Below are 20,711 nucleotides of genomic sequence, written 5' to 3'. Positions count from 1 at the left end.
AGCTGCATGTCGAGCTGGCTGGGAGGTGACCATGACCGAGGACAAGAAGCCAAGCGGGCCCGATCTCGCCAGCGGCGTGACGCTGGCCGCGTTCAAGGACGGCAAATTGCTTGGCCATGTCGGCGAGGATGACGTCCTGCTGGTCGAGGCCGGGGGCGAGATTTTTGCGATCGAGCCGCTGTGCAGCCACTACCACGGTCCGCTCGCCGAAGGGCTCGTGGTCGGCGACACCATCCGCTGCCCCTGGCATCACGCCTGCTTCGCCTTGCGCACGGGTGAAGCCACGCGTCCGCCGGCGCTGAACGCGCTGGCGGTGTGGGATGTCACGCGCGATCGGGACAGGATCATCGTTGCGCGCAAGCGGGAGGCGCCCGAACCGCCGTCAGCTCATCGCAGCGCCCCGACGCCCGAAAAATTCGTCATCGTCGGCGGCGGCGCGGCCGGCTTCGCGGCAGCCGAGACCCTGCGCCGCGAGGGCTTTGCCGGTGGCATCACCATGCTCAGCAATGACGGTGCGATGCCGGTCGACCGGCCCAATCTCTCCAAGGACTATCTCGCCGGCAACGCGCCGGAGGATTGGCTGCCGCTGCGTGGCGAGGATGATTATCGGGACTCCGGCATCGATCTCAGGCTCAACACCAACGTTGCGGCGATCGACCCGAAGACGCGCAGCGTGACGCTCGGCAATGGCGACAAGCTGCCGTTCGACCGTCTTCTGCTCGCCACCGGCGCCGAGCCGGTGAAGCTCCAGATATCAGGTGCCGATCAGCCGCATGTCTATACCCTGCGCTCCGTCGCCGACAGCCGCGCCATCATCAAGGCCGCGGGCAGCGCCAGGCGCGCGCTGGTGATCGGTGCGAGCTTCATTGGGCTCGAGGTCGCTGCGTCCTTGCGGGCGCGCAAGATCGAGGTGCACGTGGTCGCGCCCGAGCAGCGGCCGATGCAGAAGGTGCTGGGGCCCGAGATGGGCGACTTCATCCGCGCGCTGCACGAAGAGAACGGTGTCAACTTCCACCTCGAGGACACCGTGGAGAAGCTCGACGGCTTCAAAGCCACGCTGAAGAGCGGCGCCGTGATCGAGGCCGATCTGGTCGTGATCGGCATCGGCGTCAGGCCGCGCCTTGCGCTCGCCGAGCACGCCGGGCTTGCGGCCGATCGTGGCGTCAGCGTCAGCGAATATCTCGAGACCAGCGTTGCCGGCATCTTTGCCGCCGGCGACATCGCGCGCTGGCCCGACCCGCATTCGCGGCAGACCATCCGCGTCGAGCATTGGGTGGTCGCGGAGCGGCAGGGTCAGACCGCGGCGCGCAACATGCTCGGCAGGCGCCAGCGCTTCGACGCCGTGCCGTTCTTCTGGAGCCAGCATTACGACGTGCCGATCAACTATGTCGGCCATGCCGAGAGTTTCGACGACATCGCGACCGATGGCAGCATCAAGGACAGGGATTGCCTGCTGAAGTACCGCAAGGATGGCCGCGTGCTCGCGGTCGCCTCGATCTATCGCGATCTCGATAGTCTCAAGGCCGAACTCGACATGGAGCGGTCGCGCGCTTGATCTGCGTCAACGCCGGCGCCCGCCGGGCTGATCTGCTGCAGTGGCTCTGGCGCCGTGCTATCCTCGGATGTGCTCTGGGGCATCAAATGCAGGAGATGCGTCATGACGTCTGCTTCGGATACCTCTTCCCATCACGGCCTGGGCTCCGGCATCGCGGCGCTGCATGGCAAGTGGGGCTGGATCGTCGCGCTTGGCATCGTCTACCTGATCGCCGGCTTCGTCGCGCTCGGCAGCGTGGTGATGGCGACGGTCGCAAGCGTGATTGTGGTCGGCGCCATGATGATCGTCGCGGGCGCCGCCGAGATCATCGGCGCCTTCCAGATGAAGAGCTGGGGCAAGTTCCTGGTCTGGGTGCTGCTCGGCGTGCTCTACGTCATCGCCGGCATCCTCACCTTCGACAACCCGCTGTTCGCGGCAGTCCTGTTGACGCTGTTCCTCGGCGCATCGCTGATCGCGTCCGGCGCCGTCAGGCTGTTTCTCGCCTTCAGCATGAAGCGCGAGAGCCCGTGGGTGTGGGTGGCGCTGTCGGGCGCCATCACGCTGCTGCTCGGCCTGTTGATCGTGGCGCGCTGGCCTGTCAACAGCGTCTACATTCTCGGCCTGTTCCTCGGCATCGACCTGATCATGGCGGGCGCCGGCTGGGTGAGCCTCGGCCTGAGCTTGCGGCGGCGCCGTTAGACACGGTTGGGTGACAGGGACGGCGCAAGGCCCATCAGCAACTCGACGCAAGACCCTGTTGCGGAACTCGGCTGAGCTGATGCGCTGGCAAAAGGCAGCGCGCCGCGTGATCGCTTCGCGCGGACGATAAGCTCCGGGGAGAAACCATGAAAGCCGCTTTGGCCCTGGCCGCAGCGCTCGCTGCCGCCTGTCTGTCCACGCCTGCTTCCGCACAAAAATCCTATGGTCCAGGGGTTACCGACACCGAGATCAAGATCGGCAACACCATGCCCTATAGCGGGCCGGCTTCCCCGCTCGGCATCACCGGCCGGGTGCTCGCGGCCTATTTCGACGAGATCAACGAGAAGGGCGGCATTGGCGGCCGCAAGCTCAACCTGCTTTCGCTCGACGACGCCTTTTCGCCGCCGAAAACCATGGAGGCGGCGCGGCGGCTGGTCGAGGGCGAGGGCGTTGCCTTCATCTTCGCGACCATGGGCACGGCGCCGAGCTCGGCGATCGCAAAATATCTCAACGCCAACAAGGTGCCGCAGCTCTTTCTGATCAGCTCGGCCTCGAAGTGGAACGATCCCGCCAACATGCCGTGGTCGATGGCGCTGCCCTGGGCGCCGAACTACACCAGCGAGGCCGCGATCGATGTCGCCTATGCCCGCGCCAGGAATCCGAACGCGCGCTTCGCCGTGCTCTACCAGAACGACGACGCCGGCAAGGAATACTTTCGCGGCGTGAAGGAGGCGCTCGGCGCTGACGCCGACAAGGCGATCGCGATGGCGTCGAGCTTCGAGGTCGCCGACCCCACCGTCGATTCCCAGGTGCTGACGCTCGCCAACACCAAGGCCGACGTCTTCATGATCTATTCGGTGACGCCGCGCGCCTGCGCGCAGGCGATCCGAAAGGCGCACGAGGTCGGCTGGCAGCCGACCCGCTTCCTCGCTAGCGGCTGCGCCAACAAGGCGACCGTGATGGCGCCGGCCGGCCTCGATGCCGGCAAGGGCGTGCTCTCGCTCGGCTCGCTGAAGCCGTTCACCGCGGAGCCGAAGGACGACCCGGCGATGTCGGCCTATATCGACTTCATGAAGCGGCGCCTGCCCAATGCCGACATCAACAACGTCGCCGCGCTCTATGGCTACACGGTCGCCGAGGCGCTGGTGGTGGTGCTGAAGCAGTGCAGGGACGATCTGACGCGCGAGAACATCATGGCGCAGGCCTCGAACCTGAAGAACGTGCCGCTGTCGCTGCTGCTGCCCGGCATCACGCTCAACACCACGCCGCAGGATTTCCGCCCGATCAAGGACGGCTATATGCTCCAGTTCGACGGCAACGACTGGGTCGTGGCGAGCGAGTTGCTCAAGGGGACGTGAGGGGCTCTCCGCGAATTCGGACTCGTAGGGTGGGCAAAGGCGCTCCTGCGCCGTGCCCACCATCTGTAGATGATCGAGAGAAAACGTGGGCACGCTACGCTTTGCCCACCCTACGAGACCGGCGTCATGGTCGACGAGCGGGAGGATCAAAGATGGACTTTCAACACTCCGCCCGTTCGCTGGAGCTGCAGGAGCGCGTCCGCCAGTTCATGCGCGTGCATGTCGAGCCGGTCGAGGAGCTCTATTACGAGCAGGTGAAGCCGGAAGCCGCGCGCCACAGGACGCCGCCGGTGCTGCAGGACCTGAAGCGGCTGGCGCAGAAGCAGGGGCTCTGGAATCTGTTTCTCTCCGGCGAGCATGGTCCCGGATTGACCAACCTCGAATATGCGCCCGTGAAGGAGATCATGGGCCGCATCCTCTGGGCGCCCGAGGTTTTCAATTGCTCGGCACCCGATGTCGGCAACATGGAGGTGCTGGCGAACTACGGCACGCCCGCACAGCAGGAGCGCTGGCTGAAGCCGCTGCTGGAAGGGCGCATCCGCTCCGGCTTCTCGATGACCGAGCCGCAGGTCGCCTCCAGCGATGCCACCAACATCCAGTGTGCGATCCGGCGCGACGGCGACGACTATGTCATCAACGGCCGCAAATGGTTCACCTCGGGCGCGATGAACGAGGATTGCGAGATCCTGATCGTGATGGGCAAGACCGCCCCCGATGATCCCGATCGTCATCGCCAGCAGTCCATGATCCTGGTGCCGCGAGCAACGCCCGGCGTGCGCATCCTCAGGGACATGCTCACCTTTGGTTATGACGACGCCCCGGTCGGCCATCCCGAGATCGTCTACGACAATGTCCGCGTGCCCGCCGAGAACATGCTGCTTGGAGAGGGGCGCGGCTTCGAGATCGCGCAGGGCCGGCTCGGCCCCGGCCGCATCCACCATTGCATGCGGCTGATCGGCTGCGCCCAGCGCGCGCTGGAATTGATGTGCCAGCGGGCGGTGTCGCGCGTCGCCTTCGGCAAGCCGCTCGCCGAGCAGGGCTCGGTGCGCGAGGACATCGCGCACTCCTTCTGCGAGATCGCGCAGGCGCGGCTGCTCACGCTGCAAGCCGCCGACAAGATGGATCGCGACGGCAACAAGGCCGCGCGCGACCTGATCGCGGCCGCCAAGATCGTGGTGCCGAGCATGGCCGCGCGCGTCATCGATCGCGCCATCCAGATCCACGGCGCCGCTGGCGTCTCGCAGGATACGTTCCTCGCGCGCGCCTATGTCTATGCCCGCTTCATCCGCATCGGCGATGGACCGGATCAGGTGCACCTCGCAGCCGTCGGCAAGGAGCTGATCAAGCACGGCGGGGTGATGGGATAAGCGAGGCTCGTACCTCCCGTTGCAGACGGATCCCCAGTTCCGTGCCATCTGCGGTTTTCACGGACATGACGCAGCGCTGAGCGCGCGAGGGATCGAGACACCGTAACTCCACGGGTCATGCTGCTGACTCAATCTCTGTCTTAGACGGCGACAACGAAAGCACGAGGCGGGAATCGCTCTGGTTCCCGCGACGGTTCCTTGAGCCCAGGGGTGGGCTCGAATCCGCAAAAGACTGGCGCAAGCCCGAAAACGCTGACGCGTTCGCTTTGCCATGGTCTGCCGCATCGGGAACCGGACGAAAAATCAAAGGAGAAGGAATGATGTTCCGCTCGAGCGCCGCGATCTGCGGCGCCCTGACTGCGCTTGCCGTGTCTGCCGGCGTCGCCCGTAGTGAAGCAAGTGGGGTTCAATCAAGCGCCGTCGTGGAGGCCGCCTGTGAGGGGGCGATCGTCGGCGCGGCATCCACGTATAATCCGTTCAAGCCCGGCAAGGAGGAGGGCGGCCCGAAAACAGCGTCTGGCGAACGTTACGATCCCGAGAGGTGGACTGCCGCGATCAAGACGAGCCTGCGCCAGAAATTTGGTGGCGTCCAATTCGGCGCGCGACCGAAATTCGCGCTCGTCGAGGCCGTCGGCAAGAAGGTCATCGTCAAGATCAACGACGTCGGACCGCTGAGACCCGGCCGCATCATCGATCTCAACGAGCGGACCATGCGCCATTTCGATCCGAGCATGGAGCTCGGCGTTATCCCCGACGTCACGGTCAGGCCGCTGTCCGGCGACGATTGGACGGCGGGGCCGGTCGGCTGACGATATGGCGGCTCACGCGTTGCGAGACGACAGCGGCCCGTCTCCGACTTTGACGTGATCGGTCGGTGGCAGCGCGGCGCCGGCCGGCGGCCGTGCCGCCTCGTCGGAAAAGTTCGCCGGAACGAGCCGCGTCCGATCGATCGACAGGTCGAATATGTCGAACCGGTTGTAGTAGCCGACGACGTCGTGGAATTGCTTCGGCTCGACGCATTTGTTGAGATCGATGTCTGCGTAGGCGATGCCTTCCTCGTCCTGGAACGTGTCGCCGAAGGCCTCGCCTGTCGGATCGACGAAGAAGCTCGCCGCGCGCGGGGTCTGGTCGATCACGTCGGCGACGCTGGGATCCCGCGCGATCAGGAAGGCCCGCATCGGCGCATCCATATATCCGGCGGTGACGATCCCGAACGCCTTGGCCTCAAACGAATGCGCGCTGGCGCGGATGCGGTTGGCCGCGACATTGTTGAAGTTGCCGCCGCCGCTCGGCCTGCGCGTCGGCCACATCGGCGGCCAGCTCGAGATGTGTACCTGCTCGCCCTGGGCCATCAGGGCAAAGCGGGCGAGCGGATTGGTGTTCTCGCCGCAGATGAGACATCCGATCCGGCCGAGCCGCGCCTCCGCCACCTTGAGGCCGGCGCCGTCACCCGAGGCCCAGACCAGCTTTTCGTAAAACGTCGGCACCAGCTTGCGGTGATGCACGAGGATCTCGCCGTCGTCCCCGATCAGCAGGTTCGAATTCCACAATCCGCCGGCACTGACCGGGGAGCGTTCGCTGATGCCGACCGAGACGGTGACGCCGAGCGAGCGTGCTTCGGCCCGCAGCCGCGCGACCTCCGGGCCGTCGATCAGGACCGATTGCTCGGCCATGCGAACGAACAAATCATGGTTGTCGATCGGTGCCCAGAGTGCGGCCCAGACCGGAAAGGCCGGGATGTAGGTCTCGGGAAAGGCGATCAGCTCCGCGCCGGCCCTGGCGGCCTCGCGGATGATCGAGATGGCCTTCTCCGTGGTTGCAGTGCGGTCGAGAAAGACGGGTGCGGCGTGGATTGCGGCGGCCTTGAAACGGGGGAGCATGGGATCTTCCTGGCGTTCTGATCGACCGGTCCGGTATCATCGCCCATTCGATCGTGTGCATAGGAATTATCGCAAGGCCGGTTGCAGAGGATCGGTCGCCAAATCCGAAGCAGGACAAGTCTGGAACAGGAATTGCACATCCCTGCCTGAAGTTCGCGAGGAGTCCGCAATGTTCGACACGCTCAACTGGGATGATTTGCGCGTCTTTCTGCACGCCGCCCGCGCCGGCAATCTCAGCCAGACCGCCAAGCGGTTGCGGCTCGATCACTCCACGGTGAGCCGGCGCATCGCCCAGATGGAAGCCTCGCTCGGCACGGCCGTGTTCGAGCGCCACCGCACCGGATTGAGGCTGAACGAGATTGGCGAGCGGCTGCTGCGCCATGCCGAGAAGGTCGAGAGCGCCATCATCGCCATTCACGAAGAGGCCAGCATCGGCGACACCGAAGGGCTCGCCGGCACGGTCCGGCTTGCGACGATGGAGGGCATCGCCTCGCTGTACCTGGCGCAACGCTTCAGCGCGTTGCGCAAGACCATGCCGCAGTTGACCGTGGAGCTCGTGACCTCGGCGCAGACGGTCTATGTCCACAAGCGCGAAGCCGATCTGTTCGTGTCGTTCTTCCAGCCGCCAGGCCCGGGGCTGATCTCGGAGCGAATCGGCAAGTTTGGCCTCGGGCTTTACGCGAGCCGGAGCTATCTCGACAGCCACGGCGCGCCTGAAAGCTTGCGCGATCTCGAGCAGCACTGGTTCGTCTCCTATATCGAGGACCTGATCCAGGTGGATTCGGTGCGATGGCTTGACGACGTCATCGAGGAGCCCAGGATCGCCTTCCACTCCAACAGCATGATTGCGCAGATGAACGCCGCCGCGGGCGGGCTCGGCATCGTGCTGCTGCCGAGCTTCGCTATCGCCGGCAGGCCGGACCTCATTCCCGTGCTGCCAGGTCTTGCCTCGACCAGCCGCGAGGTCTGGCTGAATGTGCACAGCGATCTCCAGTTCGCCCCGCGCATCCGCGCCGTCCGCGCCTTTCTGCGCAACACGTTGAAGAACGACCCGGACATGCAGCTGGGACTCGCGCCGATGCCGCAGATGCGCACGGCAGATTGCAAAAATCCGTAGTTCCCTTTGTTGCGGGCGGGCCGGAAGGTGCCTTCAACCGCCGGCGGCCGAGTTTGCCGGTCAGATCCGCCGGCACGCAACATCGAGAACCGCAATGGACGCACGGAGTGATACGGCAACCAGGGCAAGGGGCGAGGCTCGAGCGCTGGCGAGGCAGAGGCTTTGGATCGCGCTCGGCCTGAGCGGTGCGATGATCGTCATCTATTTCACCTTCATGGCGCTGTTTGCGTTCGACAAGCCGCTGCTGGGCCAGTTGCTGGCGCCGGGATTGTCACTCTGCATCCTGCTCGGTCCGCTCGTCATCGTCAGCTCGTTCCTGCTGTGTCTTGTCTATGTGCTGTGGGCCAACCGGGTGTTCGATCCGGCTTTGCGCGATCTTGATCGATAGGGGAACGACATGGGCAGCAATGCGATCTCGATCGGCTTCTTCTTCGCCTTCATGGCGCTCACCCTTCTGATCACCTACTGGGCGGCGCGGCGCACGCGCACGACCGAACACTTCTTCGCGGCCGGCGGCGAGGTGACGCCCTGGCAGAATGGCTGGGCCCTGGCCGGCGACTTCCTCAGCGCCGGCGCGCTGCTCGGCATTGCCGGCATCGTCACCTCGAACGGTTTTGACGGCATGATCTACTCGATCGGCTGGCTGGTCGGCTGGCCGATCATCCTGTTCCTGATCGTCGAGCCCTTGCGCAATGTCGGCCGCTTCACTTTCGCGGACGTGGTGGCCTATCGTTTGCGGCAGAGGCCGGTGCGGGTCGCTGCGGCGGTCGGAACCCTCGCGGTGATCCTGTTCTATTTGATCGCGCAGATGGTCGCGACGGGATCGCTGATCAAGCTGCTGTTCGGCCTGTCCTACGCATGGTCGGTGGTGCTCGTGGGCAGCGTCATGCTGGTCTACGTGCTGTTCGGCGGCATGCTCGCCACCACCTGGGTGCAGGTGGTCAAGGCGGCGCTGCTGATGGCGGGTGGCGTGCTGCTTGCCTTTCTCGTGCTCACCCATTTCGACATGAACCCGCTGAAACTGTTTGCGGCTGCGTCGCAGAAATACGGAGCAAAGGTGCTTCAGCCCGGCTCGCGGGTGGTCTCCGGCCAATGGGACGCCGTTTCGCTCGGCCTCGGCCTGATGTTCGGGACGGCCGCGATGCCGCATGTGTTGATGAGGGCTTACACGGTGCGCGACGCCAAGGCGGCGCGCCTGTCGATCCTCTATGCCACGGGCCTGATCGGCTTCTTCCATCTCATGGTGTTCATCATTGGCTTCGGCGCGATGGTCCTGGTCGGCCCCGAGGCGGTCACCAAGGCGGGCGGTGGCGGCAACATGGCGGCGCCGCTGCTTGCACTCGCCGTCGGCGGCAACGCCTTCTTCGGCTTCATCTGCGCGGTGGCGTTCGCGACGATGCTCGCAGTCGTTGCCGGTCTCACCCTGTCCGGCGTCGCCACCCTGTGCCACGATGTATGGACCAACGTGGTGCGCAACGGCACCGCCTCCGAGGCGGAGCAGCTCAAGGTCGCGCGCATCGCGACCGTCCTGATCTCCGTGCTTGCCGTCGTCCTCGGGGTCGCCTTCGAAGGCCAGAACGTGGCCTTCATGGCGGGACTTGCATTCTCGGTGGCGTGCGCGGCGAACTTCCCGTCGCTCGTTCTCGCCATCACCTGGCGCCGCTTCACGACCTCGGCCGCAGTGGCCAGCATTCTGGTGGGAACGCTGAGCTCGCTGCTGCTCATCGTGCTGTCGCCGACCATCCAGGTCGACGTCCTCGGCAAGACGCTGGCGCAGGTGGAAAACGCCTGGTGGTTCGTGTCGCTACGCAACCCGGCCATCATCTGCATGCCGTTGTCGTTCTGGGTTGCGATCGTGGTTTCGCTGTTGACGACCGAAACGAACGCAGATGCGACCTTCGCAGCCCTGCAGGAGCGCATCCTGTTCGGACGCGCACAACCGGTCCCGGTGCCGCGGGACTAGGCCGGGGCACCGGCCAGGCGCTGGAATGACATCGTCAGCCGACACTATGAGCCCTGGGATCGGAATCATCTGGTGCTCGATACCGCCAATGATTCGATCGATCGTCTGCTTGAACGGGCCCAGACCTATCTCCGCGGCGCGACCGGATGATCCGGCTCTGGCTCACCGCGACATCTTGCCGTTGCCAGCTTCGTCATCATCCGTTCAAACTTGCCGGCTAATCTTCCCTTCGACGATTGGTTCGCCGGATGTACGCGAACTGCATCGCAAGCCTCGGCTTTCGCGCCGGGGCTTTTCGTTGTCGTCGCGCAGGAGACCGGCTGGAGCCTCGGGCTCCGGGCTCCATTCGGATTCATCCCGCCGGCAGCTCGTCGAGCGGCCAGATCGGACGGCGGACTTTCCGGTAGGGCAGCTTGGAGAGGTCGTTGGTGGCAAGGCCGCCGCTATCGGCCAGGATCACCTCTTTGGCCATCGGCCCGAACGCCGCACGGAAGTGGTGTGCGGACTTGACCGCGACGATGCGGAACTCCGCCGGCTCTGCCCCGAGAATGCGGAACATCTCCTGATCATAGGTCTGCAGCGTGTTGGTCGAAATGGCGATGGAGATGCCGTCGACCTCGAGCAAGGCTGAGGGGCCGAGCGTCATGGGCTGACCGGCATTCATCGGCCCCTCGCACACGAAGGCGCCGTCCGACAGGCCGGTCACCCGCCCGGTCAGCGTGAGCGGAGGTCCGTAGCTGGCGGGATGGCGCTTGGCACCGAGGACGATATCCAGCGTGGCTCCAAGGCCGGCGAGATGGCAGCGGGCCGCAGCTTCAGGGTCGCCGAGGACGCCGAACAGCACGCTGCGGACCTCGGCTTGCAGCAGCGCCTCCAGCAGGCGGACACCATCGCCGTAGGCGCCCGAACCCGGGTTGTCGCTGAAGTCGCCGATCACGAGGGGACGGGTATCGGCGACGTCGGCTGCGGCCGCGACGGCAAGCTCTGTCGCGGCCGGCAAGTCGAGCGGCGTGACCGTCACCTCGGCGCGCCGGCGGACCATCTCGTCGTGGAGCGCCGAGGCGGCCTGCCGCGCGGCCGCCTCGGCGGCGTTGTGGGAGGCATCGAAAGTGACCTGGACGCTGGGCCCGACCTCGGCAATGTCCGCGCGGCTGAAGCCCGCGCAGACATCGACGGACAAGAGGCCGGGCGTTTGCGCCTGCATGGAAGCGGCGCGCGCCAAGAGGTCGCTCATCACGCCGCCCTGGGTCCGGCCATGATTGCATCCGTCCAGCAGGGGTCCCTGCAGGCGGAAGACTTTCGGGCGGGTCGTGCCGTCCATCGCCGACTGCAGCAGCTCGGCGGCGCGGAACGCCGTCTCATACTGGTCGATATGCGGGTAGGTTCGGTACGGCAGCATGATGCTGGCCAGCCGGCCCATCCGTTCGGTGACATTGGCATGCAGATCGAGCGTCACCGCAATCGGGATGGTTTCGCCGAGACGCTTGCGCAGTCCTTCGAGCAGCGCCCCCTCGGCGTCGTCGTCGGTCTCGGTCACCATCGCGCCGTGCAATGCGAGGATGACGCCGTCGAGTGGTCCCTTTTCGCAGGCATCGAAGACCAGGCGTTGCAGTTCGGCCCAGCACTCGGCGGTCACCTTCCCGGATGGGGTGGCCGCGGCGGCGACCGGCTGCACCAGCGTCCAGCCGTAACGTTTGGCTGCGGCCAGATGCGCGGCGATCTCCATGCGGGTGTCGGCCAGCGCGCCGGCGATCTCGGCATCAAGCAGAAATAGCCGCTTGCGATAGTCCTCGAGCGTCGTCGGAACGATGGAGAAAGTATTGGTCTCGTGGGCGACTTGCGCCGAGAGAACGCGCCGCGTCTGGCTCATGGGATTCCTTCTTGGTCTTGCTCTATGCAAAGTTCGGCCGCGCCGGCACGCGTCGGTCTCCGCAAGGGATCAGTATCGCGGGACGAGGCAAAACGCCAATTGAAGCATGGACGTCCCGAGGACGCTGCTATCGGCCGCAGTGAGGGGAAGGTCGCCGGCCGATCCGGGAAGACACGCGGGTCGCGCCGATGGTGACATTATGCCCGTGTTTTGCCCGACGAGTCAACTTGATTTCGAAAAATCAGCAGTCGGGCGGATATGGACGGCCAAGCCGTTGATGTCACTCGCCCCGGCTACTGTGCATGGGGTTGTTTTCGAAATCTGTTGGCGAAGGCCCTGCGGCCTCGCGGGATGACGATGCGCCGTCATCCCGCCTTGGCGGTGCGGCTGTCCGCACGCAGGTTCTGGAAGAACTTTTCCACCTCGCGCGACAGCGTCTCGGCGGTCGCGGTCACGCTGCTGGCGGCCGTCAGCACGGAGGCGGCGGCCGTGTCGGTCTCGCCGATGGCATCGCGCAGCGAGGTGATGTTGGCCACCAGCGTCTCGTTGCCCTGCGCGGCCGACTGGGCGTTGGAGGAGATCTCGCGCGTGGCGGCGTCCTGCTGGCCGACCGCGCCGGCGATGGCCGTGGTGACCTCGTTGATCTCGCGCACCGCGCCGCCGATCTCGCGGACCGCGTCGACCGCGTTGCGGGTCGAGGCCTGGATCATCGCGACGTTCTCGCTGATGTCGGCGGTGGCCTTGGCGGTCTGACCCGCCAGCGCCTTGACCTCGTGGGCGACGACGGCGAAGCCGCGGCCGGCCTCGCCGGCGCGCGCGGCTTCGATGGTGGCGTTGAGCGCGAGCAGATTGGTCTGCTCGGCGATGGTCTGGATGAGGGTCAGCACGCCGTCGATGCGCTGCGTGGCGGCAGCCAGGCTCTCGATCTCGGCGATCGACTTCTCGGTCCGCTGGCCGGTCTGCTCGACCGCGCCCGCGCTCTGGCGCACCTGGCGGCCGATCTCCTCGACCGACGCGGAAAGCTCCTCGGCCGCACCCGCCACCGCGGTGACGTTGTGCGAGGCCTGCTCGGTGGCATTGGCGGCCGTGCCGGCGCGGCTGCTTGCATCCGCGGTGACGCGGGTGATGGTCTGCGCGGTCTCGCGCATGACACTGGCGTTGTCGCTGAGGCCGCGCATGATCGCGCCGATCGCCTCGCGAAACGTCTCGACGGATTGCTCGATGTGACGCGCGCGTTGCTCGCGCGCGGCGGAGTCCTGCGAAACCTGCGAGGCGAGCTTGCGATTGCGCCCCATCGCGTCCTGGAACACTTCGATGGCACGCGCCAGCGCCCCGATCTCGTCGGCGCGGCCGGCATGCGGGACCACGACATTCTCGGCACCGTCGGCGACCTGCTTGATGGTGGCGGTGATGGCGGCGAGCGGCCGGGCGATCGAACGGGCGATGATGATGATTCCGATCACGACCAGGGCCAGCGCCACGCCGCCGAGGCAGGTCAGCACGAAGGACAGCGTGCGGTTGGTTTCGGTTTCGAGGGCGATCTGCCTGGCACGCTCGGCATAGACCTTGGACAGCGCCTCGAGATCCTTGTTCAGCGCCGAGCGCACCGCGCGGTTGGCGTCGTTGTCGCCCCACTCACGGCCCGCGGCGGCGTTGATCTCCACGCCGCGGCGGACCAGCTCCTTGCGGAAGTCGACGAACTGCTCGATGCGCTGCTTGAAGGTCGCGAACTGCGCGGCGTCGTCGGACTTGACGATGCCCTCCCATCCCTTCACCACACTGAGGATCTGCTCGTTGAACTTGAGCAGGCCCTCGCCGTATTTCTTCACCACCGCCGGCTCGGTCGACATGTAGACGCCGCGCGATTCCATCACGACCGCATAGACCAGCGAGTTGACGCGCTCGACGTTCAGCGCGGCCGCATTGGCCGTCTCGATCGCATTGGTCAGGTCGGCACTGCGGCGGCTGTTGTAGTCGGACAGCATCGCGATCGCCGCGGTCAGCAGGGCGAACAGCGCGAAGATCGCGTAGAGCTTGGTGGCAAGCGTAAAGCGGCCTGCCAGCGAAGCGGCATTCCCGGATCGGTCTGATGTCATGGTGTTCAGGGGTCTGGAATGGCCAGCAGCGGCCGGTGAGTCAGGTCGTGTGGAAATTGATGCAAAACTATGCGGAACTAAGATGGACGTGGTGTTAACGCGAGGCCCCGGGAACCGCCGGGGATGCCCGCGGAAATACGCGGCATTTCAGCCGGTTGCCTCGGGTCTATCGATTTCCGGCAGATTGCCCGCGGCCTGCACCAAACATCGGCGTGCACGGAGGCCGCCGAGCGCGTATTCCCTTCCGTCGGGACTATCATCTGGGCCAGGCCACTGGCCGGTGATTTCAGGAGGGGCCTTTGGTCTACCGCCACGCCATCGACGCCACGACCTACACCTTTCCCGACCTGCGCGACCTCCTCGCCAAGGCGACGCCGCCGCGTTCCGGCGACCGGCTGGCCGGGCTCGCCGCTGTGAGCGCCGAGCAGATGATCGCCGCGCGAATGGCGCTCGCGGACGTTCCCCTGGCTCAATTCCTGAACGAAGCGGTCATCCCCTACGAGGCCGACGAGGTCACCCGCCTCGTCATCGACAGCCATGACGCCAAGGCCTTTGCGCCGGTCTCGTCGCTGACCGTGGGGGCCTTTCGCGACTGGCTGCTGTCGGACGCCGCCACGCCCGAGGTCTTGCGAAGGCTTGCGCCGGGCATCACGCCGGAGATGGCGGCCGCGGTCTCGAAACTGATGCGCAACCAGGATCTGATCCTGGCCGCGCGGAAATGCCAGGTGACCACCGCCTTCCGCAACACCATTGGCCTGAAGGGCCGGATGAGCACACGGCTCCAGCCCAACCATCCCTTCGACGATGCCAAGGGCATCACCGCCTCGATCGTCGACGGCCTGCTGCTCGGGGCGGGCGATGCCTGCATCGGCATCAATCCGGCAAGCGACGATCCGGCCGTCATCGGCCAATTGCTGCGGCTGCTGGATCAAATCATCGCGCGGCTGACGATTCCGACGCAGAGCTGCGTGCTGACCCATGTCACGACGACGCTGTCGCTGATCGGGCAGGGTGCGCCTGTCGACCTCGTCTTCCAGTCGATCGCCGGCACCGAAGCCGCGAACCGCAGCTTCGGCGTCGACCTTGCGCTGCTGAAGGAGGCGCGCGAGGCCGGGCTGTCGCTGAAGCGCGGCACGGTCGGTGAGAACGTGATGTATTTCGAGACCGGGCAGGGCTCGGCGCTGTCGGCGGGGGCCCATCACGGCGTCGACCAGCAGACCTGCGAGGCGCGCGCCTATGCGGTGGCCCGCGCCTACGCCCCGTTGCTGGTCAACAGCGTGGTCGGCTTCATCGGCCCGGAATATCTCTACGACGGCAAGGAGATCATCCGCGCCGGGCTGGAGGATCATTTCTGCGGCAAGCTGCTCGGCCTGCCGCTCGGGATCGACATCTGCTACACCAACCACGCCGAGGCGGACCAGGACGACATGGACAATCTCCTGACGCTGCTCGCGGCCGCCGGCGTTACCTTCATCATGGGGGTGCCGGGCGCCGACGACGTCATGTTGAACTATCAGTCGACATCTTTTCATGACGCGCTCTATGTCCGGGACGTCTTCTCCCTGCGGCGCGCGCCGGAATTCGACGACTGGCTGGCCCAACAGGGCATTGCAGGCGGCGATTTCCGCCTGGCCGGCGACGCAGGCCTGCTGCCCGATTTTGCCTCGCGGCTGATTGCGTGACGCTGCGAACCGCCCGGCCGTCAGGAAACCATCTTTGCCTCCAGGAATTATGCTCACGCCACAATATTGAGAAATTCCACCGCCAGCATTACGCTGTGTGTCTGGCTGGCAATTTCCGCAACCAGGGTCGAGTGGCGGGGGAGCTTCAATGCGAGCTGAAAGCAACGGTACGTCCCGGCGGATTCTCTGCGTGTTTCCGCGCTACACGTCCTCGTTCGGCACTTTCGAGCATGCCTATCCGCTGACGGACGGCGTCCGCGCCTTCATGCCGCCGCAGGGCCTGTTGCTGCTGGCGGCCTATCTGCCGAAGGAGTGGCAGGTCAAATTCGTCGACGAAAATCTCCGCCGCGCGACCAGGGAAGAGTTCGAATGGGCGGAAGCCGTGTTCGTCAGCGGCATGCACATCCAGCGCCAGCAGATGAACGACATCTGCCGCCGTGCTCACGAGTTCGACCTGCCGGTCGCGCTCGGCGGTCCGTCGGTCAGCGCCTGTCCGGACTATTATCCCGCGTTCGACTATCTCCATGTCGGCGAGCTCGGCGACGCCACCAATGAGCTGATCGCGATTCTTTCGCGCGACACGTCGCGGCCCGAAAGCCAGGTGGTGCTGACCACCAAGGACCGCGTGCCGATGACGGAGTTTCCGATCCCGGCCTATGAGCTGGCCGACGTGAAACGGTACTTCCTCGGCAGCATCCAGTATTCGAGCGGCTGTCCCTACCAGTGCGAGTTCTGCGACATCCCCGGCCTGTACGGGCGCAATCCGCGCATCAAGACGCCGCAGCAGATCATCGCCGAGCTCGACCGCCTGCGCGAATGCGGCATGACCGACACGGTCTATTTCGTCGACGACAATTTCATCGGCAACCGCAAGGCCGCGATGGACCTGCTGCCGCATCTGATCGAATGGCAGAAGAAGACCGGCTACGTGATGCGGCTCGCCTGCGAGGCGACGCTCAACATCGCAAAACGCCCGGAAATTCTCGAGAAGATGCGCGAGGCCTATTTCATCACCATCTTCTGCGGCATCGAGACGCCGGATCCCGACGCGCTGAAGGCCATGCAGAAGGACCACAACATGATGGTCCCGATTCTGGAGGGCGTGCGCACCATCAACTCCTACGGCATGGAGGTGGTGTCGGGCATCATCATGGGGCTCGACACCGACAAGCCGAACACGAGCGATGCGCTGCTTGCTTTCGTCGAGGAGTCGCGGATTCCGCTGCTCACGATCAACCTGCTCCAGGCGCTGCCGAAGACGCCGCTATGGGACCGTTTGGAAAAGGAAGGGCGCCTGGTCGATGACGATGGTCGCGATTCCAATGTCGATTTCCTGCTGCCCTATGACGAGGTCGTCGCATCCTGGAAACACGCCATGAGCGTCGCCTACGAGCCTGAGAAGGTCTACGCCCGCTTCCAGTATCAATGCGACAATGTCTATGTGCATCGCCTCAAGATGCCGGTGCCGGACGAGATGAAGACCTGGCCGAACATCCGTCGCGGGCTCGTCATGCTGCGCAACATCTTCTGGAAGGTGGGGGTGCTCGGCGACTACAGGCGCGTGTTCTGGAAGTTTGCGCTGGGACGCATCAAGCGCGGCGACATCGAAGGGCTGATCGGCTGCACCATGATCGCGCATCATCTCATCACGTTTGCGCGGGCGGCCACCAGCGGCAAGCAGAACGCCTCGAACTATTCGATCCGGCTGCGCGAAGCGTCCGTGCCGGCCGAATGAGCGACAAGCCCGTTCCGGCGCGCCCGATCGTCGATCTCAGATCGTTCACGCCTGCGCGCGTCGCGCTCGGGCGCAGCGGTGCGAGCCTGCCGACCAAGCCGCTGCTCGATTTCACGCTGGCCCACGCCCGCGCCCGCGATGCCGTGCATGCCGCCTTCGACGCGCCACATCTCGCGGCCGCGGTGAGGGCGCTCGGCCTTGCCGTCACCGAGGTCAGGAGCCGGGCCGCCGATCGAACCGATTATTTGCGCCGGCCGGATCTCGGACGGCAGCTCGATGCGGGCTCCACTGCGGCACTGGCGGAGAGTGCCACGGCGCCCTGTCAGCTTGCGATTGTCATCGGTGATGGATTGTCGGCCGCCGCGATCCACGCCCATGGCCTCGCGCTGCTGCAGAGCTTGCGGCGGCGGCTCGGCGAGGGCGAGGCTGTCGTGATCGGCCACGTCGTCGTCGCTTCAGGCGCGCGGGTCGCGCTCGGCGACGAGATCGGAGCTATTCTCGGCGCCCGCATGGTCCTGGTGCTGATCGGCGAGCGGCCGGGCCTGTCTGCGCCCGACAGCCTTGGTGCCTATCTGACTTTCGCGCCCAAGCCTGGCCTGACCGATGCCGAGCGCAATTGCGTGTCCAACATCCACAAGGCTGGGTTGAGCTATGACGAGGCGGCGCTCAAGATCGCCTGGCTGGTCCGGGAGGGGCTGGCGCGACGGCTCACCGGCGTCGCGCTCAAGGACGAGAGCGCCGACCGTGCGCCGCGTCGAATTGGCACGGCTTTGCCCGAATGACGGGCATTCCGGCAAAATCGCTGCATCTTGATCGATTCGGAGACCCCTGGCGTGCTTGCGAGAAGGGTGATTGACCTGCTAAACCGCTGCCGGCGATTTTCCGCGCAATTTCAAAGGGCCAGCCTCCCATTGGCAAGCCTCCCCTTGGTATGGCGTTTTCAAGCCGTTCGCGGAGCGCAGTAAGCTCACAGCTAGAGCCGATTGAGGAACTGGACAAGGCATGCTCGAAAAGCACAGCGAGAGTGAGGTTCATGTCGACAAGGTCGAGCAGGGGCCTGCGTCCTCCATCGCCTTCGGACTGGAGCGTCTCGGGCTGATTGCGGTCCGGGCGCCGATCGTCTCCTGCATCATCCTGCTCGCCCTCATCGTCGGCGCCGTGTTCGGCATCGAGCGGATCAAGATCGACGATTCGCTGTCGCAGCTGTTCCGTTCCAACACCCGCGAATTCCGCCAGTACGAAGAAGTGACGAAGAAGTTCCCGGCCGAGGAATTCGACGTCCTCGTCGTGGTCGAGGGCAAGACCCTGCTGGCGCGCAACAACCTCGAGAAGCTGCGCGACTTCGTCACCGACATGCAACTGGTCGAGGGCACGCGCGGCCTGGTCTCGCTGTTTTCGGCGCGCCAGGCGCCGGCGCCGGGCAAGCTGCCGGCCGCGTTGTTCCCGGCCGAGTTGCCCGAGGGCGCGGCCTATGACAAGTTCATCGAAACAGTCAAAAACAACGAGATCATCCGCGGCAAGCTGTTGTCCGAGGACGGCACGCTCGCGCTGATCGTGCTCTCGCTCGATCCGGAGGTGGTTGCCTCCAGCAAGCTCGGCAAGACCGTCGGCGATATCCGTGCGCTGATGAAGGATGATCTCGGCGACACCGGGCTCAGCGCGCAACTCTCCGGCGTTCCGGTGATGCAGCTCGAGATCCGCAACGCGGTCGAGCGTGACGGCCTGACCTACAACATTCTCGGCATTCTCGCCGGCTGCATCATCGCCATCATCTTCTTCCGCAAGATCTCGTTCATGGTGGTGGCGGCGTTCCCACCGATGATCGCGATCCTGATCGCGCTCGGCGCGCTCGGCTGGGCCAATTTCAATCTCAACATGTTCCTGAACGTGATGACGCCGCTCATCATGGTGATCTCGTTCTCGGACTCGATGCAGCTCACCTTCGCCGCGCGCGACCGGCTGATCGCAGGCCAGGACAAGTTCACCGCGTTCAAGAACGCGGTGCTGGTGGTCGGCCCGGCCTGCGTGCTGACGCACGGCACTGCCGGCATTTCCTTCATCGCGCTGCAATTCTCCGATTCCGACCTGATCCGCAAGTTCGGCGAGGCGGGCCTCGCTGCCACCATCATCGCGCTGGTCACGGTGCTGTCGCTGGTGCCGGTGTTCGGCGTGCTGTTCGTGCGCAACGAGAAGATCTTTGCGGTCAAGTTCCAGAGCGCGGATGCCGGCGTGCAGGCGCTGCGCAATTTCTGCTACTGGATCGCGGTGCGCATGGTCGGCCGGCCCGGCCTGTTCAGCCTGATCGCGCTGCTGTTCGTCGCCAGCCTCGGCGTCATCTATGCCAATCTTCAGCCGCGCTACCGGCTCGCCGACCAGGTGCCGGACAAGCGCCAGGCGGTCGCCGCCAGCAACCGCCTTGACGCCAAGCTGACCGGGGCCAATCCGGTCAACGTGCTGATCCAGTTCCCCAAGGGTGAATCGCTCTACTCGCCGGAGACGCTGCAGACCATCGCGGACGTGCATGCGACCGTCGAGAAGGCCGCGGGCGTCGGCAATGTCTGGTCGCTGGAGACGCTGCGCCGCTGGCTCGCCGAAAAGGCCGGCAGCGACGACGTCGCCACTTTGAAGGAGTATGTCAACGTCATCCCCGAGCATCTGGTGCGGCGCTTCATCGACGCCGAGCAGGACGCGGTGGTCGTAGCCGGCCGCGTGCCGGACAAGGATTCCAGCCAGCTATTGCCGATCGTCGACAAGCTTGATGCCGAGCTCGATGCCGTCCGCAAGAAGCATCCGGGCTATGAGGTTGCCGTCACCGGCCTTGCCGCGATCGCCGCGCGCAACTCCGCCGGCATGATCGAGAAGCTGAACCGCGGTCTCACCGTCGAATTCGCGCTGGTGGCCATCTTCATCGGCCTCGCCTTCCGCTCCTGGGTGGTGATGTTCGCCTGTATCCTGCCGGGCATCTTCCCGGTGGTGATGTCGGGAACGGTGCTGTGGGCGATGGGCGAGGGGCTGCAATTCGCCAGCGTCGTCGCGCTCACCGTCTCGTTCGGCCTCGGCCTGTCCGCGACCATCCACTTCCTCAACCGCTTGCGATTGGAGAGCAAGCCGGGCGTCGGCTCGGCGCTCGCGGTGGAGCGCGCGACGGTGCTGGTCGGCCCGGCGCTGATCCTGACCACGGTGGTGCTGGCCTGCGGCCTCGTCGTCACCGTCTTCTCGGATTTGCCGTCGCTGCGGCTGTTCGGCTGGCTCAGCGCCTTCTCGATGGTGGCGGCGTTGGTCGCCGACCTCTTCATCCTGCGGCCGACGGCGATGTGGCTGATCAATCTGCACGCCAAGCTGCAGGGCGACAAGCCGGCGATCTGACCGGGGTCATTAGGCGGCCACCGAATCGCAGCACACTGGCTGCG

General features: G+C 65.4%; 15 protein-coding genes. 12 read left to right on the top strand and 3 right to left on the bottom strand.

Annotated features, from left to right (window positions below; all coding sequences use genetic code 11):
• Positions 1 to 31: 31 nt before the first annotated feature.
• The 5 genes from G8O24_RS19345 to G8O24_RS19325 all read left to right on the top strand — a co-directional run bounded on the left by G8O24_RS19345 (position 32) and on the right by G8O24_RS19325 (position 5,767).
• Positions 32 to 1,555, top strand: a complete 1,524-nt coding sequence (locus G8O24_RS19345; protein WP_188102025.1) for an FAD-dependent oxidoreductase — start codon at positions 32 to 34, stop codon at positions 1,553 to 1,555.
• 102 nt (positions 1,556 to 1,657) lie between these two features.
• A complete protein-coding gene (locus G8O24_RS19340; RefSeq protein ID WP_188102023.1) occupies positions 1,658 to 2,233 on the top strand; it encodes an HdeD family acid-resistance protein in 576 nt (191 codons plus the stop codon).
• A gap of 146 nt (positions 2,234 to 2,379) precedes the next feature.
• Entirely contained in the window at positions 2,380 to 3,591 is a 1,212-nt protein-coding gene (locus tag G8O24_RS19335; RefSeq protein WP_188102021.1) for an ABC transporter substrate-binding protein, read from the top strand.
• Positions 3,592 to 3,743: 152 nt separating this feature from the next.
• Positions 3,744 to 4,958, top strand: a complete 1,215-nt coding sequence (locus tag G8O24_RS19330; protein ID WP_188102019.1) for an acyl-CoA dehydrogenase family protein — start codon at positions 3,744 to 3,746, stop codon at positions 4,956 to 4,958.
• A 317-nt stretch (positions 4,959 to 5,275) separates the two neighbouring features.
• Positions 5,276 to 5,767 (top strand): septal ring lytic transglycosylase RlpA family protein, encoded by a 492-nt coding sequence (locus tag G8O24_RS19325; protein WP_188102017.1) that lies wholly within the window; start codon positions 5,276 to 5,278, stop codon positions 5,765 to 5,767.
• A 12-nt stretch (positions 5,768 to 5,779) separates the two neighbouring features.
• On the opposite strand, the gene G8O24_RS19320 is transcribed toward G8O24_RS19325, so the two are convergent.
• Entirely contained in the window at positions 5,780 to 6,838 is a 1,059-nt protein-coding gene (locus G8O24_RS19320) for a carbon-nitrogen hydrolase family protein (protein ID WP_188102015.1), read from the bottom strand.
• A gap of 169 nt (positions 6,839 to 7,007) precedes the next feature.
• Between G8O24_RS19320 and G8O24_RS19315 the strand changes: the two genes are divergently transcribed.
• From G8O24_RS19315 to G8O24_RS19305, 3 genes are all read left to right on the top strand, one after another.
• Complete coding sequence (locus G8O24_RS19315; protein WP_188102013.1) at positions 7,008 to 7,955, top strand: LysR family transcriptional regulator; 948 nt, start codon at positions 7,008 to 7,010, stop codon at positions 7,953 to 7,955.
• 94 nt (positions 7,956 to 8,049) lie between these two features.
• The gene (locus G8O24_RS19310) at positions 8,050 to 8,343 is read left to right on the top strand and encodes a DUF485 domain-containing protein (RefSeq protein WP_188102011.1); all 294 of its coding nucleotides are present in this window, start codon (positions 8,050 to 8,052) and stop codon (positions 8,341 to 8,343) included.
• A 9-nt stretch (positions 8,344 to 8,352) separates the two neighbouring features.
• A complete protein-coding gene (locus G8O24_RS19305) occupies positions 8,353 to 9,918 on the top strand; it encodes a sodium:solute symporter family transporter (RefSeq protein WP_188102009.1) in 1,566 nt (521 codons plus the stop codon).
• Between the two features lie 352 nt (positions 9,919 to 10,270).
• On the opposite strand, the gene G8O24_RS19300 is transcribed toward G8O24_RS19305, so the two are convergent.
• Positions 10,271 to 11,788, bottom strand: a complete 1,518-nt coding sequence (locus G8O24_RS19300; protein ID WP_188102007.1) for a M81 family metallopeptidase — start codon at positions 11,786 to 11,788, stop codon at positions 10,271 to 10,273.
• Positions 11,789 to 12,153: 365 nt separating this feature from the next.
• Positions 12,154 to 13,884: a methyl-accepting chemotaxis protein gene (locus G8O24_RS19295; protein ID WP_188102005.1), complete on the bottom strand. Its 1,731-nt coding sequence runs from the start codon at positions 13,882 to 13,884 to the stop codon at positions 12,154 to 12,156.
• 299 nt (positions 13,885 to 14,183) lie between these two features.
• On the opposite strand from G8O24_RS19295, the gene G8O24_RS19290 reads away from it, so the two are divergent.
• The 4 genes from G8O24_RS19290 (at position 14,184) to G8O24_RS19275 (ending at position 20,667) form a co-directional block, all read left to right on the top strand.
• Positions 14,184 to 15,566: an ethanolamine ammonia-lyase subunit EutB gene (locus G8O24_RS19290; RefSeq protein WP_188102003.1), complete on the top strand. Its 1,383-nt coding sequence runs from the start codon at positions 14,184 to 14,186 to the stop codon at positions 15,564 to 15,566.
• Between the two features lie 148 nt (positions 15,567 to 15,714).
• A complete protein-coding gene (locus G8O24_RS19285; protein WP_188102001.1) occupies positions 15,715 to 17,301 on the top strand; it encodes a B12-binding domain-containing radical SAM protein in 1,587 nt (528 codons plus the stop codon).
• Positions 17,298 to 18,083, top strand: a complete 786-nt coding sequence (eutC, locus tag G8O24_RS19280) for an ethanolamine ammonia-lyase subunit EutC (protein ID WP_188101999.1) — start codon at positions 17,298 to 17,300, stop codon at positions 18,081 to 18,083. Before G8O24_RS19285 ends, eutC begins: the two co-directional genes overlap by 4 nt.
• Positions 18,084 to 18,303: 220 nt before the next feature.
• Entirely contained in the window at positions 18,304 to 20,667 is a 2,364-nt protein-coding gene (locus G8O24_RS19275; protein WP_188101997.1) for an efflux RND transporter permease subunit, read from the top strand.
• Positions 20,668 to 20,711 lie beyond the last annotated feature (44 nt).

It is taken from the genome of Bradyrhizobium campsiandrae (assembly GCF_014529705.1).
Taxonomy (GTDB): domain Bacteria; phylum Pseudomonadota; class Alphaproteobacteria; order Rhizobiales; family Xanthobacteraceae; genus Bradyrhizobium; species Bradyrhizobium campsiandrae.
Note: the sequence above shows the minus strand (reverse complement) of the source record. Positions and strands in the feature narration are given on the sequence as shown.